The following is a 15665-nucleotide window of genomic DNA, read 5'->3' as shown; positions in this document are numbered from 1 at the left end:
GCATCCGCTCGGTGGTCCCGGGACCTCTCGCGTCCCGGCGAGCGGCACATTGGGTGAGCGTCCGTTTAGAGCCGCAACCGATGGGAGGGCTGCCACAACGGCGGGTGGCCCGCCCTCGACGAGTCGGGTGCGGGCCGCCCGGAGGAGGTGCGGGAAAGGCCTTGCGCCCCGGGTGGCCCTGCTAGTCGCAGTGGTCGGGACGCTTGGGGTAGGGCTTCATCTCGGGATATCCGAGGGCGATCCGATCGCGTTCGCGCCGGTTCTTGCCCAGCCGGAACACGACGTCTCCACCGGCCGCGCGGACGCGCACGCCTCCCGGCCGCTGCACCAGTCCCACCGCGGCCTCGCGACCCAATATGACCCCGCAGTCGAACCCCTCGGCCCCGTGGAAGCTCGGCAGCGGGACCACGGCTGCCGTCTCCGACGCCACGAAGTAGCGTTCCATCGCCTCCAGCGGCTCAACGAGCCCGATGTGGAGCGTCTTGACACCGTTGCGGCGCTCACCGGGGTCGCGCAGCTCCAGCAGCCGCACCAGATGCTCGGACAACCCGCGGTGACGCGGCGGCCCGTACAGCACCCGGTAGTGCACCAGATCGGGCTGCTGCGCCACGGCTGTCTCGATCGCCGCCAGGTACGCCTTCTCTCGACTGCGGGATCCCGTGACCGCCAGGTGTTCACGCGCACCGGCCACGACCTCGACCATGGCCTCCACGAGATCGGTGTACCGAGTGAGCACCCGCACGACCACGTCGGTTCCGGTGGCCTCCAGAGCACTGGCGGCATCACGCCCGTCCTGATGGGCGAAGAGCACCTCGGAGCGATCCCGGTAGAGCTGGCTCAACGCCCGGCGATTCCTCATTCCCGTGCGCTTGCGCCCCGACTCCCACGCGCTGAGCAGGCTCGCGTCCGTCGCGCCGCCCGTGATCTTGTTCAGCTGGTCAACAGCCTCTTCTTGGGTCAGGTTCTGAGCCAGCCGAGCGCGCTTGAGTGCCGAATCCGTCATGGCCGATCCGGTCACCGATCCCCCAGAGGTGTACGTGAACGGCAGGCAGTGGGCTGGCGCTTGGCCAATACCGCGTGCCGAGTTGCGGAGTCGCGGCTACACCGTGCTGCGGGTCGCAGCTCTGCTCTGGTTGTGTTGTGCCCGCACCCGGGTCGGGGCCTTCTCCCGGGACGCGACGACAAAGGGAAGCCGCTCATCGTGCCCACTACTGCCATGTGGATCCGCCGACGCTCCCTGCCCGGTAAGCCGCTCCTGCCCTGCACAGTGCCCCCAAACCGATCCGTCTCGTCCAGTGAGCGATGCTGCCACCCAGACGCGACAGGCGACAGTCCCCCTGTCTAGCGCGATGCGCGGCTTGCTGGTACCGGGGCAGCGTCGACGTGCCTCCGGAGCTGCCGACGTACTGTGCGCGAGTGCATCAATGAGTGGATAGATGACTCGCCTCACTGGAGCACCTCCCCGCGAACGGTACGAGTCAGTCGATGCTCAGAGGCGATTCACAGAAGCTTCGAGGCCGGGTAGTGCTCGTTCGAGGACGGCTTTGCTGACGGAGAGGCCGACACGGCCACGCCGCTCAGGCGCGGTTCGCCGCCGGAGGTGTCGAACAGGCCGAACGTCTTCTTGGCAGAGGGGAAGGAGCCGGAGTAGTGGTGCTGGAGCACGAACTCCTTGGCCGTTCGGACGGCGAGCGGCTCGAGTTGGTAGTGGCGTCGGTCGAATCCGCCAGCACTGGTGTGAACCCATGAGTGCTGCCTGTCCCGCCAGCGCTGGCACCACGGCGTCGCGGTACGGATTTCGCCGAGGTTGTCGGTCGGCAGGAAGTCCGAGGGTGGCGGAGCGGGTGTGCAGGCTGGATCTGGGGCGATGTTGAGGGTGCTGGGCACAGGCGTCTCCTGGACCTTGGGGGCGGGCTGGCGGCGCGCTGGGGGGGGCTGAACCGGCGTGCGGCTGCGGTGTGGTTCGACCGGGGGCGTCGACGCGCCGCGCCCGGCCGGCGTGGTGAGGTTCTCGGGCTGCGGGTGAACCGTGGCCGGGTAGTCGGCTAGCGGCGCAACTGTGGAGTTGGGAACGTCGGCGGCCCGCAGCCAGGGGGGCTGCGGGCCGTGAGAGGGGGCGAGCGGTGGTGTCAGGCGGCGAGGTTGCAGGGGCCCTCGCCGGCGGCTTCGTAGGGGGCGCGGCAACCGGGGCAGTGACCGTCGTGGTGATCCGGGATGAGAGCGGTGGGCAGGTAGCGGGCCGCCTGCCTGGTGTCGGAGACGTAGACGGTGCCGTCGGCGTCGCGGCCGAACCGGATGGTGTCCGGGGTGCTGCGGTCTCGTGCTCGACGCAGGGCGGCGGCGACCTGGCGGCGAGTGAGGGTCGCGGGCTCGTCGTGGCTGGGGAGGTGCCAGGTACCTGTGCTCCGCAGCTGGGTTACGTACTGGTCGGCGTCGAGCAGGTCGGTGACACGTCGCACCTGGTCGCCCGTGATGACGGTGCCGGGCATCGCATCGTAGACGGGTGCGCCCTCGGGGATGGGGTCCCGGTCCAGGGCGTGGCCCGTGGGGTTGGCCGGGGCGTCCGTGAGGTAGAGGCTGAGCCAGTCGCCCGCGGCGGGTGTCCGAAGGGTGGCGAGCGTCCGGAGGACGGCCCTCAGAGCGGGGGTGTTGTAGCTGGGCTCACGGCTTGTCGCGCCGTCGCGGAAGCGCGTTACGGCCTGGTGGGCGAGCCAGGCAGGGGTGTCGCCGAGATGACCGGCAGGCACCACGATGGCGAGCGGGCAGGGCTGCATGTAGTGGCTCATGGTGCGTACCGCCAGGCGGGCAGTCTGCGTGAGGAACGCGGCGCTGGCTACCGGCCCGAACGGGAGCTCGTGAGCGGTGGCCTGGTGAGCGTAGGACTCGATCTGGCGACGGGTGGGGGTGTTGTCCTGGCGTGCGACGTCGTTGGTCTCGTAGGCAAGGTTGGCCAGCGCGAGGACCTGGCTGCCGGTCAGGCCGGGGCGGTGGGCAGCGGCCCGGGCGTGGATGGAGAGGATGAACAGCCGTGCCTGGTGGCTCAGTTCGGCGGGTGGCGGGGTGGTTGGGCCGGCGCCCAGACGGAGGGTGAGCGGACGCAGGCCGCCGGAGGTGGCCAGGGCGTTCTCCGCGTACGCGTCGAGGTCCTCGGCGAACTCGGTGTCGGAGAAGTCGATGTAGGCGACGGTGCTGTCGTTGTGGCGTGCGGTCACGCCCTCGCTGTTGTAGGCCAGGGTGTGGCGGGCGGGGTCATGCGTCGTGGTGATGGTGAGGGTGTGGACGGTATCCTCGCTCGCGCGGAGGGTGGTGAGGGCGCGGCGGGCAGCCGTGATCAGGTGAGCGGTCTTCATGAGGGGGTGCCCTTTCGGCGGGATGTGGCGTGCTGTCCGGCCGGGGCACTGTGAGCGTGGTCCGGGCCCGACGCCACGCACGGTGGCCGGGGGCGCTGTTAGGGCCGCAAGTGCGGATATGGCCGCGCCCCGGCACGGACCGGTGGTCTGCGCCGGGGCGGTTGGCCGGTCGAGTCAGGTGGGGTGATGACGATGACCGGCTCGGGTCGGGACGGCCCGGGTGAGGCGTGGTGCCCCGCACCGCCGCATCGCGATGGACGGGGCCGGGAGACGTCGGGGCCGCAACCACGTCGCTGAGCGCGGTGGTTGCGGCCCGAGCTGCGCGACGGAAGGGGTTAGTCCGACCCGCGTTCCCTTGTCACCTCCTCGTGGTCGGGGTCCTGGTGGTCGTCGTGCTCTGCTGCGGAATCGCCGGGCGTTGCTTGCTCTTCTGCGTCCGCGCCCCTCCCGGTGGTGGGCTTGTACCAGGCATAGGCGCAGGCCAGTTGGAGCAGGGCGAGCACGGCGAGCGTCGTGGTCCAGGCCGGGGCGGCTCCTTGGCCAAGGCTCATGGCGGACGCGGAGCCGAGCAGCAGCCCGGAGGCTGTCAGCAGCCGGCTGTTGGTCCGGCTGTACGTCGTGCGCTGGATCGGCGCGCGGCCGAGGAGCAGCGCCGTGAACGTCCGGTCCTGGCTGGGGTCATCGCCCGGTGCGTCCGGCAAGAGCGCGGTGTGCAGTGTCATCCCCAACAGGGTGAGCACGTGTAGGAATGCGGCAAACATCAGCAGCACGGACAGGGTGTCGTTGGACGCGGACACGGTCTCCCCTTCTTGGTGGTGAGGGCGCGTTGGTGCGCCGTCGTGGGAACTGTGGCGGGGGCCGGTGTTAGCCGCGCAACTGCGCGTGCGGCGGTCACTGCCGGGTTCCGGTTGGACGCCAGGATCTGGTGACGCGGTCGGCGGCGTCCTAAGAGCGGGCCGGAGCACGGCAGCGTCCCCGGACCGGCCGCGAGGGTCGGTCCGGGGACGTGAGCGCTGGCACCTGGCGTAGGCGCCCAGCCCGGGAGGCCGTGGCGCTTGGGCAGTTCGGGTCAGACCCGCCGGCGCGCGACGGGTCCGTAGGTTCGCCGGTCGAGGTGCAGGAGGACGTCCTTGGCCGCTCGGAGGAGGGCTCCGGTGAGAAGGCCGAGTTCGTCCAGCTTGGTCAGAGCCTCGGCCGGTTCGAGCTCGCCGAGTCGGCTGAGCAGAGTTCGCTCGCCGGCGTCGGCGTGAGCGGCGTGTTCCGTGGCTTCCGCACGCAGCCCTGCGAGGAGCATGTCGGCCAGTTGCTGCCGGGTCCCGAAGGGACTCGGCCGGTGTTCGGCAACCACGTCACGGAGCCAGTGCGGCCAGCTCTCCGGCTTCTCCAACTGGGGCAGGTCGACGTAGGCCACCTCTCCGTCGGAGGCGGTGAGGCTGACAGCTTTGAGCACCGTGTCGGTGAAGCTGAGAGTGGCCTGTGAGATCGCCCGCTTGTCTCCGAACATGTCGACGATGGGCTGGGGGCTGGGCAGGGCGACGGTGGTCCTGCGGTGTTCGCCTGTGACGACCGAATTGGTCATGAAGGAGTTGCTCCTGTCGGTGCGTATGGGGTGGGTGCGGCCTGCTCTGCGGCGGCCGCATGCCAACCGTCGTGCGACAGTGGGTTAGGCACGCAACCTCGCGGGCGGCTCCGGCGGATGGTTGCTGGGTGGCAGGCCTGCGGCCCGCCCGCGGCCGTGGGTGGTGCGCGGGTTTCGGTGTTCGGGCAATGCCGGGTCGGCTCGGAATCCGGCCCGCCGTGGGGTGGTGGGCGGGAGGACGTGGCGGGCAGGATGGCCCGCGACCGCGATGCCCCCGGGCGGCCGCGAAAGGCGCGGTCGCCCGGGGGCTCTGCGGCTTGCCGGGTCAGCGGGCGGTGAGGCTGCTCGCCCGCGCGGCCGCAGCGATGGCGGCGGCTTCTTCCGCGTCGCGGTGCCGGGCTTTGAGGCTGGGGCCGCCGGCCAAGTCGATGCGAACCGTAGCCAGGCCGAGGTGGCGCTGCCAGGGGCCCTGGAGCAGACCAACGCCTTGGACCTTGGCGGCGGGGCAGAGGTGGACGACGTTCCGTAGGAACAGGCCGCGCCAGACGCACAGGTAGCCGGTGGTCGCTCGGTAGGACAGGGCCCGGCTGAACAGCGTGGCCCAGCGGGCGCGCCGTGGTGCTGGACCCGGCGTCTCCATGGCTTCGACGGCGTCCGGACCGTACAGATCGTGGACGAGGTGCCGGGCCTCCTGGTACGTGGCGACGGGAGCGAGCAGTTGGGGGGCGTGCCCGGCGGTGGCGAGGCTGATGCGGACCCAGTTCTTGCGGCGCCACAGAATGGGTTGCTCGACGAGCACGGCCTGGGTGCGCTGGTGGCGCAGCGTGTGGTGCTGAGTGTCGAAGAGGCCGAACTCGGTTCGGTAGCCGCCTGGTTCTGCGGTGACGCGCCATCCGTGCCAGTGGATCCAGGCGCGCGCGGTCATGCGCCAGACCGGCCCGAGGACACCGGCCAGGGAGAACAGGGCGAGTGGCTCGGTGGACAGCAGGTAGGGCAGCAACCCGACAATGAGCATGAGTGCGGCGCTGGCCATGATGCGGGCGTCCAGGACGATGGCCAGGGCCAGCATGCGCGGCGTCACGGACATCAGCGGGCGGGTCGCGTCCTCGTGTCGCGGCGGAGACCCGGGCGTGGTGTCCCCCGCCATGCTGACCAGCAGCGCTCGGTGGAGTACTGCGGCCTGCCGGTTGCTCAGGTAGGCGAGGTCGCTGCTCTGCCCGGATACGGACAGGCGCAGGGTGCAAACCCCGATCAGTCGTGCGAGTAGCGGCCGCCGGATGTCGGCCGCCTGCAAGTGGGCCAGCTCGAAGCGGCGGCGCCGGTGAAAGACGATGCCCGTGGAGTAATGGAGGGCGTCGGTGGTGAGCCGGTAGGAGGTCTTGCGCCAGGAGCCGTACCCGTAGGCGAAGGCGAGTGCGGCAACGCCGGCGATCAGGAGGACGAGCAGCCAGAGGGGCAACTGCTGCGCGGACTCGGTCCATTCGGGAAGGTCGCGCAGGACGATCATCGTGACAGTTGCCGTGATGGCCCAGGCCCGGCGCCATGGGGTGATGGGGTGCAGGCGCCCTTCGACGGTGGCGGTCACAGCGCGACCTGCTTCTGACGGGCGAGCCGGGTGAGCATGTCGCGGATCTGCTCTGCCTCCGCGGTGTCGAGACCCTTGACGGCCGAGCTGTGGTACGAGCCGGTCCGCGCCTGCACGGTGGCGAGGCCAAGGCGGCGCTGAACGGGCCCCGAGCGTACCTCCACGGTCTGGATACGTCCGTAGGGCATCGCGGTGAGGTGCTGGTGGAGCAGGCCGCCGCGGAAGAGAAGTTCTTCGGCGGTCAGGGCGTAGCCGGTGGCCTGCCAGACGGCAGCGAGGCGGTACCAGCGGAAGGTCGCGCATCCCGTGAAGACTGTGACGAGGGTCCAGAACGGCCACACGGTCAGGTCGGCGCGCAGCAGCTGGGCGAGCATGGTCGGGACAATGCCGAGGAGGAGTACAACGAGGCCGGTCCAGAGCGTGAGGGTGAGCCGCCACAGGGTCAACGTCTTGCGGGGAAGTCTCGTGAAGGTGACGCAGGGCGGCTCGAACAGGGTTCGGGGTGTGCGGGGCGGGATGTCGCTCATGGCGAAGCTCCAGTAGCAGTGCGAGGGGCATCGGGCGCGACCGCCTGGTGCGTGGCGGCCGGGCTCTGGCCGGCCGGGGAGGTCGGCGGACCGCACAATGGGGAGGCGGTGAGCTAGCCCCGCAACCTCGCGTTCTGGAATGCGTTGCGCGCGGCCAGGTGGTCCTGCCTCTGCGGGCGCGCTCGCGGCGGACACGCGGCGAGGGCCGCCCCGCTGACGGGACGGCCCTCTGACTCACTCCTGCTTCGTCCTTCGACGGGCAGCTAGGACACGAGGTTGTGTTCGTAGTCGGTGACGACCTGCCTGACACGGCTGCCGAGGACGCTCTGCCCGGGACCGGCAAGCCACTGCTCGGTCGTGAGGGTCGGCGTCTGGCGCAAGATCACGATGAGTTCGGACAGGTCGATGTTCGGTGTTCCATTGGCGTTGCACGGGCTCTCGAAGTCGCCGACGTCGGGAACGCGGGCGACGTAGTGTCCGTCGGCCTCCTCGAAGTAGGGGTCCTGCCATAGGAGGAACGCAGTGCCCGGCGCCTCGGCTCGAAGTCGACTGGCGAGGTTGTCGGAGGTGCCCAGGGGCGCGTGGTGAGTGCCGTATCGCTCCCCCAGGCGAAGGGTGATCTGGTCGGGCAGGGTGGGGCTGGGCAGTCCCCAGTCCGTGGCGAGGCCGAAGGAGTCGAGGGCCCGGCGCACTGCGACGTGCTCGTGCTCAGGACTGGCGTAGACGGTGATCTGAAGGGGTGATTGTGATGACACGCGGACTCCTTGCCGTCGGTCGAGGTCGAAGGGGCGCACCGAGGAGCGGCGCCCGGTGGAGTGCACCGTTGGGGACCGTCGGGTAAGGAGCGCAAGCACTCCGTCCGCGTCCTGGGCCGAGGGTTGGAGATCCGCCTCGGCGGGTGGTGAGCGGTCGGGCCCGCACATGTGTGTGCGGGCCCGATGTGGCGGTGGTCGGTGTAGCCGATGCCTCTTGGTGGGCTTGGCCTGGCGCGTTATCGGGGCAGGGCGCTCAGGAGTGAGTGGATCCGGTGGGCGGTACCGGCGGATCCGAGCCACCAGGTGCCGGCGAGGATCTGCTGCGCGCTGCCGTCGACGATGTCCCAGTCGAAGCCGTAGGCCTCATCCATGGGGTTGTGGACGTGCATGACGTGGGAGCCGGGGAGGTCAACGACGACGTACTGACCGCCCGAGTCGCCTGTCTGCCGGTGGGGCGTTCCCAGGGCCGTCAGTGCGGTGACGAGGTTGTCGTGGTTGGCGTCGGCCGGCTGGGGGTGGTCGCTGTCGGTAGGGGTCGGATCGAAGAGGCGCAGCATCTGGTGCAGTGCCGCGGCGACCGGATCGGCGTTGGTGCGGAAGACGGTTTCGCCCTGGATGGTGATTTGCATCGGAACGGGCTCTCCGGGGGCGTCCCGGCTGACAAGGCGTGGGTCGACGGTGTCGAGGTCGATGCTGACCTGGACTTCCTCCGTCTCGGGATCGCGGTAGACGAAGCAGAGCAGGCCCCCGTATTCGAGAGCTGGGAGGGTGTCGTCACCGTCGGGAGCTTCCTCCGCGGGCCAGAACCGAGCCGTGCGGTTGAGTTCGCGGTGCAGGGGCTCGGCGTTCACCGGCGAGCCGGGACGGCGGCGGGTGGTGAGCGGCGTGAGTGTAGTTCGGACGGTGGCGAGAAGCTTGCGAGCTCGAAGCATGAGGGATGTGGCCAGCATGGAAGGTCTCCAGGGTCTGGGAAGGGCGCCCGAACTCCTGGGCCGACCGGTGCCTTTGTGGGCTTGTCCGGGGTCGGCGGGGCGTCTGGGTGCCAGACCGTAGGAAGTACTGGGGTTAGTGCTGCAACGTTGGAAATCGGGTCGCTTGGGTCGCTCGTGGCGGCATGTGAGCGTGGCGTACGGCGGCGCGGAGCAGCGCAGGCCCCGCCCTGGGGCTTCGGGCGGGGCCTGGGAGGAACGGGTGCTGTGGCAGCTCTACGTTCGGCGCGGAACAGACCATTCAACAACGTCGAGGAGGGCGCCGATGCGGCACTCCATGTATCGATCGGCGATGGTGAGCCACCGGCCGGCGTAGGCGGGCAGGTTGGCGGGAGGGTCGGAGTCCAGGCTCGTCTCGGCCCACTGCATTCGGTTGACGACCCGGCGGGCGTGGGCTCGTACGGCGCGGATGCGGTGGCGCCGGTCGAAGGGGATCGTGCCACGCATCCAGTGCGCTCTGTGTATGTCGTCGCAGGCCAGACCGCTGGCTCGGATCAGAGGTTCGAGATCAACTGTGCCGCCGGCAGCGTGGTGCCGGTACGCGGTTGCGCACTCGAGGATCACGGACGTGGCTCGGTAGGCCAGGCGGTAGCGCCATGCAGGGTGGGTGAACGCGTGGCCGATGGCGTCCGGGATCCTCTCGCTGCGGCCGAGTTCGGCGAGGGCGGCCGCCAACTGGGCGGGTGCGCGGGTGTCCAGGTGCCGGGCCGTCGCGTGGGCGCTGATGCGGGTGAGGAGCACGGCGCGGGATCCTTCGGCGATGGGTGGGTTGGTGTTTCCGGTCGGTTGCCCCGGCCGGTCGTGTCCGACCGGGGCGGCATCAGGCGTTGAAGCCGAGCGACTTGCAGTACTCGTAGGCGCCCCAGTCGGATCAGAGGGCGTTGCTCAGTTCGGTTGTCCAAGCGTCGTCGAGCGGTGCTTCGACCCCCTTTTCCCAGGCTCCGTCGGCCCAGGCGGCGATAATGTGGTCCCAGCGCCTGGTGTTGACCTTGCGCATGTTCTTGTCGGGGCGCCGGTGGCGTTCCTGGACGAACGTGTCGTCGGCGGGGTGGATCTCCACTCGGGTGCCGCCGCCGTTGAGTCGCAGGAGGAGGTAGCGGGCCACGTTGTGGCGGCGCATCCGCCGGTACGGCTGGTCGATCAGGGCGAGGTTGGACGGTTTGGGTTCCTGCGTCCCGTCGAGCCACTTCCTCAGGGTGGCGGGGCTCGGGTTGAGACCTTCGCCGACCATGAGGGTGCGGGCGTGCTCGGAGCGGGTCATGTAGCGCAGGCGTGCGGTGAGGCCGCGGCGCGTTGTCACCGGAGAGGTGATGCCGCCCACTAGGGTGTCCAGGACGTGCGCAGCAGCGATGCTGCTGAGTTGACCGGTCGCGCCGTAGTGGCCGAAGTCGATGTTCTTGCCGGGCACTGCTACGCCTCCGAGCCGATCGTGATCACGCGCTGCTTCTTGGGCTTGACCTCGGTCACGCCTCGTCCTTCAGGGAAGATCCGGCGTCCCCGCGCGTCAACGACCGTTTGCCAGTCGCCGATCACTTCGAGTTCGTCGGTGTCCTTGACCCCAACGACGTGCAGCCCGGCGGCGTTCGCCTTGAACGCCTTCTCCCAGAGGTTAGCGAAGGCTTGCGAGCGGATGATGTGCATCCAGTCGGGGCGGTGAAGGTCGCGGTTGTAGTTCGAGTCTCCCATCGTCGACACCAGCTTGGAGTACATCGCCTTGACGTACTCGCGGGCCACGGCGTCGTCGCTGGCGATCGCCTCAGCGCGCACTTGAGTGAGCGCCGCGCGTACGTACTCCAGGAGGTGCTCCGTGCTTCCGCTCGTCCAGGACTCGTGGATCTCCGGAGGGGCGCACAGCTGGCCATACTTCTCGGAGGCCGCGCGGTTCATCAGCCGCAGGGTGGCTTCCGTGATCCACAGGGGGCCGTCCTCGTCGCGTGAACCCAGCGGGTTCGGCAGATACTCGTGCGTCCACTCCCCCGGCGTGACGAGGTGTACTCCGGACCTCTTCTGTTTCACCGTGTCGATGGGGCCTTCACTGTGGACGAGTTCCCCGAGCGGAAGGTGCGTCTTCAGAGCGCTCAGGAAGGCGCCGTTGAAGTCCAGCGCGTCGACCGTGTGGGTACCGAGGGGCAGGCTGTCCCATGCCCGGCTCCACTTGGGGCGCGCCTCCCAGATCTGATCCGTCTTGTCCTTCGTCGGCTTGCTGAAGATCTCCGGCATCCACGGAAAGGCCACCACGTCGTATCGGCCGCTCTTGCGGGTGATGTCGAGCAGTTCCATGGCGTGGGGGTGGGATGGCCTTGCGGATCAGGAAGGCCTGCGCTGCCTCCAGGTCACCGTCGTGCTTCGCGAGGGCGTTCTCGATGTTGCTCCGCAGGAAGGCCACGCCCGCGTCCTTGGTGTCGCTGCGGTCCTGGCGCGGCCGGGCGGTCCGCTCGCCGCGCGGGGGGCGGGGGCGCGACGGCGTCTCGGGAGCTTCGCTCGGCGTGGGGGCGCCGGGCTCCGGTTCCTGCGTTGCCTCGGCAGCGATCGACGCAGGTGTCGAGGCAGCCGTCCTTGCCGCTTCGCAGTCGTCGGCGGTGACGTGCAGCGGGAACCCCTCCAGTGCGGTGGTGGCCGCACGTCCGCACAGGACGCAGGGCGCCGGTGCGGGCAGTTCGGTGACGTCGTCGACTCCCTGAAGCGCGAGTTCGGAGCGCTGGGGCTCCGTGCTCTCGGGCGAGGTGGGCTCCGGGGCGGTCGGTGCGTCTTCAGTGGCGGTCCGAGCCGCTGTGGGGGTGGTGACGAGCTTCACCACGGTGGTTCCCCGCCTGCTGGCGTAGAACTCGCAGGCGCTCTCCGCACCGGAGAGCAGGGCGAGCGTGGTGATGCCGAAGTGCCGGGCGATGGCGTCGGCTTCGTCGAAGCTCCACGGCGAGCGGCCCGACTGGCGGCGGCTCACGGCGTAGTCGGGGAGGTTGATGCCGTCGGCCAGTTGGTTCCGCTTCTGGCCGGCGATCGTGAGTAGTGCGTCTACGGATCCCCTCAGGATCTCCAAGGTGCTCTTGGGCGTCTCTAGGTACTTCGACATGCGGCAAACCTAGCCCGCTACTTGCAATCAGCGCAACTAGATTGCCACGTGCGCAACTAATGGTTCAGGGCGTGGGCCGGGGTGTCGGGCCCCCGGGGTGCTGGCCGGGTGTTGGGGGGTGCTGGTGTGTGGGGCGCTGCGGGGAACGGCGCTGCTCGGTTGCTGCCGGACGACTTGCTGTGCGCAGGGTCGCGTTCATCCGCGTCGACAGCTGGCCGATCGCCTCGACCAGCTGGGCGACGCGTTGCGGGTCCAGCTGGGTGAAGGCGGACTGCCCGGGGGTCGGATCCAGTGCGGCGAGCGCCTTGTTCAGGTGCAGCAGGGTTCGCGTGCCGGGTGCGGCCGCTTCGACGACTCGGGTTCGGTCCGGCTCGGCCGCACTCGTGGGATCAGCCCAGTCCTGGACGGCGCGTGCTCGGGCTGCCGCTGTGGCGGCGGCGGTCAGGTGGCCCTGTTGGTCGAGCTCGACAAGGCGTGCCTGGTCTGCTGCGGCGTCGGGTTGGTCGCGTCGGGGGACCACGGCGGCGACGGCGGCCAGAAGTGGCTGAGCGCGGATGACGCTGGCGTAGACCTGTGCAGCGTGCTGGGCGGCGGCATCCATCCACTCGTGGTCGTCGGCCCCGGTGACGCGTGCGGTGAGCAGTTCCAGGACGTCCTGGGCACGCTCGGCGGCCTCCGGCAGCTCGGGGCCGCAGGCGGCGAGACGATTCCAGTCGCTGATGAGGATTTCTTCGGTCGCGTCGTCGTACGGGATGAGCAGGTCGGCCCGGTTGTACGCCGCGCTGGTGCTGCGGGCTTGGCTTCGGATCTCGTCCGCGGCCCGCCCGGAGATCCCGGTTCGCGCGGCCACCTCGGTCAGTACGGCTTGGTCGGGCAGGATGTCGGTGTCGGCGGTGATCAGGATGCCCCAGGCGCGGCCGGCCTGCTGGGCGCTGTCGAGGGAGAGCGGGGCGTGGTCGCTTGGCATCCTCTGGATGAGCCACTCGGCTTGGGCGTGGACCAGGGCCTGGGCATGGTCGGCGGCCTCTCCGTCCAGCAGCCGGTTGACCTGGACGTCGAACCGGGCCCAGTCGAGGAGCCGGCCCGGCGTGATCGGACCGTCAGGGTGATCGATGGCCTGGCGGGTGCGGGAGCGGTCTGTGGTGAACCATTCGATGGCCTTGTGGGCGTTGTTTCGGGTTGGCGGGTCGGCGCCGTCGTCCGGCTCTCGACGGTCGGGTTCGTCAGCCGCCACGGGATGCTCCCTCGCTTGTGCCGGGCAGGATCACGCGACGTTCGCCTGCTGAGTGCCGTAGTGGCTGGGCTCCGGCACGGACTGCTGGTGGTAGCGGAGCGCCTCACGGGTTGCCTGCTGGAACTGTTCGCGGCTCTGGTCGATGAGAACGCGAGGGTCGAGCGTTTCCTGGGCGGCTGCCTGGACCGCGGTGCTGGCGTCGCGTGCAGTGCGGCGGACGGTCATGGTGACGAGGTGTCCGGCCGACTGGTCGGCGGGGGGAACCCGGAGTGTGCGCGCGGCGTGGGCGACGCTGTCGAGTTCCTGGAAGTCCAGGGCCGGGGCTCCGTCGTATCGGGCAAGCTGGTGGGCTTGGCTGGTCAGGAGCCAGGGGTCCTGGGCCACGTCCGGTGGCAGCGACTGGATGGCCTTGAAGAGGTACCGGTGCTCGGGTTGCGTGAAGTCCTGCTCGGCGAGTGACCGGGTAGGACCGTCCTGGTGCAGCTGGCCTGAGTTCTGCATGAGGGAGATCAGCACGCGGCGTTCGGTGGGGCGGGAGGTGTAGCTGGGCTGTCCTTCACGCTCTTCGGGTGTGGGCTTGGGGGTCTGTGTGGGGGTGCTGTAGCCGGCGAGGGTGCGCGGCGCTGCATCGAGCCGTTCGGCGAGTTGGTCCAGGGCGTATTCGTTGGTGCTGAGTTCGAGACCGACCTGGCCCAGGGAGGCGTCGGACAGCCCGTAGTCGCGGACGCGGCCTGCCAGGTCCTCGACGGCGGCAGGGATGCTCGGTTCGAGGATGAAGGTCACGGCGTACCGTGCGGCGTTGCCGGGGTTCGGGCTGAAGTCGGGGGCGCTCGCACGTGCCAGGTAGGTGGCGATCTGCTGGTTGACGTTGGCGTCCAGGCGGGCCTTGGCCGCTTCGTCGCCGGTGGAGCGGTGGTAGTCGCTGTAGTCCAGCCGTGTGGTGATGTGCTGGATCATCGCCGCCGCCCGTTGCTGCGGGGTGAGGTTGGGGTCGCTGGCTGCCGGAAGCGCGATGGCGGGATCGGGACCGGTGACCAGGACATCCCAGATCTCGGCGGTCGCGGGGTCGCCGAAGTCGTTGGGCTGGAGCCAGTAGGGCGATGCGTCGGGGCTGGAGGGTGAGTAGCGGAACTCCGCAGCGCGGGTGGGGTCGTTGAGGATCGCCCCGATGACCGCCAGTTCCCTGTGGCGGGCGTCGTTGTCGTAGCCGCGGGCGCGGACCAGTTCGAAGGGCACGTTCTCGGTGGTGGAGGGGTGCTGTGCTGCTCGGGCTGTGACGTAGGCGTCGTGCCGCGCGTGCTGCGGATTGGCCGGCCAGGTGGGTTGCGCCATCTGCCTGAGGGCGTTGTGGACACCTGCCCAATACTCCGGGCTGTTCAGTGCCGCCTGCGCGCTGATGTCGCCTGCGGCGGCCCGCTGCTGGTAGAGGCTTCCCATCCTGGCTATGACGGCGTCTGCGGCGACAGTTGCGGGCTCCGCGTTGGGGTAGGCCAGCAGCCGCTGGTCGATGTCGCCGAGTCCGCCGAGCAGCAGTGCCTGGTAGACGTCGCCCAGCCAAACCGACTGGAAGTGGTCGGCTCTGAGCCAGTACTGGGGGTCCGGTCGGTTCCAGTCGACGAGTTGGTTCACGGTGGAGCGGTCACGCAGCAGGCTGCTGAGGACGTTCAGCTCGTGCTGTGGTGCCCCGTACTGCTCGTTGTTCACGCGGCTCCCTCTTCGGTGCGGGTGGCCGGCGGCGTTGCATCCCCTTCGGGAGTAGCGTCAGGTGTTCCTTGTGCGGAAGTGGCTGCGATCGCGGCTCGGTAGCGTTCGGCGTGGAGGTCGAGCTGGGCGGAGGACGCCTCGTCGAGCGCCACCCAGCCGAGTTCGTTCGCCCGCCACCACCGGTCCATGTAGCGCACCGGGCTGTCCTCGAAGCGTCCGAGGGTGGTGGCCTTCCCATCGGCTACGAGCTGTTCCATGGCGGCGGTGGGCATCGGCGCGGTCCACACCCGCTGCTGCGCCGAATCCCTGAGGAGCTCCATGCGTTCGGCCCAGGTGACCGCTGTGTTGCCGGGCTCGACCATGGTCGGCTCCGTTCGACGAGGACGGTGGTCCAGGCAGATTGCGCCACGGACGGCCGGCCAATCAGCTGATCGCGGAGTGCGGTCCAAGGGGTGAGTGCAACTCGCGTGAAAACTTCGCTGTCCGTTCCACCCGGCGGGAAGTGGAGTGAGTCGGCAGGCGCACGGGCTCGAGAGACGCCAGCCCCGCTGCAGGGTTGCGGATCTAAGGGTTGACGTACGGCGCGGAAGATGTGCTTAACTGTCTCCGAGACCAGCCATCTTTCAGGCTCATCCGACGAGTTGAGCGCTCAAATCCTGCACCTTCGGGTTCGGGTATGGCTGGTCTCTCTTTTTGTGTAGGTTCTCAAATCCCGTGTCATTTTCTCAGTCGCGATGTCATCTGGATGGCATTTATGACATCCCCGTGAGACAGCGCAGGTCAGAGGCCCGCCGCTGCGGGAGGCTCCGCCCGAAGCGGCGAGGAAATGACACGGAACTGAGAATCTGGCGCATGTCACGGCGTGAGACGCC

The 15665-nt window shown here is 69.4% G+C and carries 15 protein-coding genes; all 15 read right to left on the bottom strand.

The genetic code is table 11. The features are described from left to right. Positions 1-181: 181 nt before the first annotated feature. A complete protein-coding gene (locus ACFYMP_RS18280; RefSeq protein WP_388858060.1) occupies positions 182-1003 on the bottom strand; it encodes an XRE family transcriptional regulator in 822 nt (273 codons plus the stop codon). Between the two features lie 497 nt (positions 1004-1500). Beyond that, positions 1501-1887: a hypothetical protein gene (locus ACFYMP_RS18275; RefSeq protein ID WP_388858057.1), complete on the bottom strand. Its 387-nt coding sequence runs from the start codon at positions 1885-1887 to the stop codon at positions 1501-1503. A gap of 242 nt (positions 1888-2129) precedes the next feature. Further along, on the bottom strand, positions 2130-3350 hold the full coding sequence (locus ACFYMP_RS18270) for a hypothetical protein (protein ID WP_388858054.1): 1221 nt from the start codon (positions 3348-3350) through the stop codon (positions 2130-2132). Positions 3351-3685: 335 nt separating this feature from the next. Then, a complete protein-coding gene (locus ACFYMP_RS18265) occupies positions 3686-4147 on the bottom strand; it encodes a hypothetical protein (protein WP_388858051.1) in 462 nt (153 codons plus the stop codon). Between the two features lie 272 nt (positions 4148-4419). Then, the gene (locus ACFYMP_RS18260; protein ID WP_388858048.1) at positions 4420-4929 is read right to left on the bottom strand and encodes a hypothetical protein; all 510 of its coding nucleotides are present in this window, start codon (positions 4927-4929) and stop codon (positions 4420-4422) included. A gap of 325 nt (positions 4930-5254) precedes the next feature. Next, positions 5255-6514, bottom strand: a complete 1260-nt coding sequence (locus tag ACFYMP_RS18255) for a PH domain-containing protein (RefSeq protein WP_388858045.1) — start codon at positions 6512-6514, stop codon at positions 5255-5257. Next, positions 6511-7041 carry a PH domain-containing protein gene (locus ACFYMP_RS18250; RefSeq protein WP_388858042.1) on the bottom strand — a complete coding sequence of 177 codons (531 nt, stop codon included), beginning with the start codon at positions 7039-7041 and terminating at the stop codon, positions 6511-6513. Before ACFYMP_RS18250 ends, ACFYMP_RS18255 begins: the two co-directional genes overlap by 4 nt. Before the next feature lie 263 nt (positions 7042-7304). After that, the gene (locus ACFYMP_RS18245) at positions 7305-7796 is read right to left on the bottom strand and encodes a hypothetical protein (RefSeq protein ID WP_388858039.1); all 492 of its coding nucleotides are present in this window, start codon (positions 7794-7796) and stop codon (positions 7305-7307) included. Positions 7797-8032: 236 nt separating this feature from the next. Further along, complete coding sequence (locus ACFYMP_RS18240) at positions 8033-8746, bottom strand: hypothetical protein (protein ID WP_388858036.1); 714 nt, start codon at positions 8744-8746, stop codon at positions 8033-8035. A gap of 255 nt (positions 8747-9001) precedes the next feature. Next, the gene (locus tag ACFYMP_RS18235) at positions 9002-9526 is read right to left on the bottom strand and encodes a hypothetical protein (RefSeq protein WP_388858033.1); all 525 of its coding nucleotides are present in this window, start codon (positions 9524-9526) and stop codon (positions 9002-9004) included. A gap of 130 nt (positions 9527-9656) precedes the next feature. Then, positions 9657-10193, bottom strand: a complete 537-nt coding sequence (locus tag ACFYMP_RS18230) for a transcriptional regulator (protein WP_388858030.1) — start codon at positions 10191-10193, stop codon at positions 9657-9659. Between the two features lie 2 nt (positions 10194-10195). Further along, positions 10196-11065 (bottom strand): hypothetical protein, encoded by an 870-nt coding sequence (locus ACFYMP_RS18225; RefSeq protein WP_388858027.1) that lies wholly within the window; start codon positions 11063-11065, stop codon positions 10196-10198. An 854-nt stretch (positions 11066-11919) separates the two neighbouring features. After that, complete coding sequence (locus ACFYMP_RS18220) at positions 11920-13089, bottom strand: hypothetical protein (protein ID WP_388858024.1); 1170 nt, start codon at positions 13087-13089, stop codon at positions 11920-11922. A 30-nt stretch (positions 13090-13119) separates the two neighbouring features. After that, entirely contained in the window at positions 13120-14793 is a 1674-nt protein-coding gene (locus tag ACFYMP_RS18215; protein WP_388858021.1) for a hypothetical protein, read from the bottom strand. After that, positions 14790-15155, bottom strand: a complete 366-nt coding sequence (locus ACFYMP_RS18210; RefSeq protein ID WP_388858018.1) for a hypothetical protein — start codon at positions 15153-15155, stop codon at positions 14790-14792. The genes ACFYMP_RS18215 and ACFYMP_RS18210 overlap by 4 nt, the downstream gene beginning before the upstream one ends. Positions 15156-15665 lie beyond the last annotated feature (510 nt).

The organism is Streptomyces sp. NPDC007088, assembly GCF_042869355.1.
Classification (GTDB): Bacteria; Actinomycetota; Actinomycetes; order Streptomycetales; family Streptomycetaceae; genus Streptomyces.
This window is presented reverse-complemented; position numbering and strand designations above follow the sequence as displayed.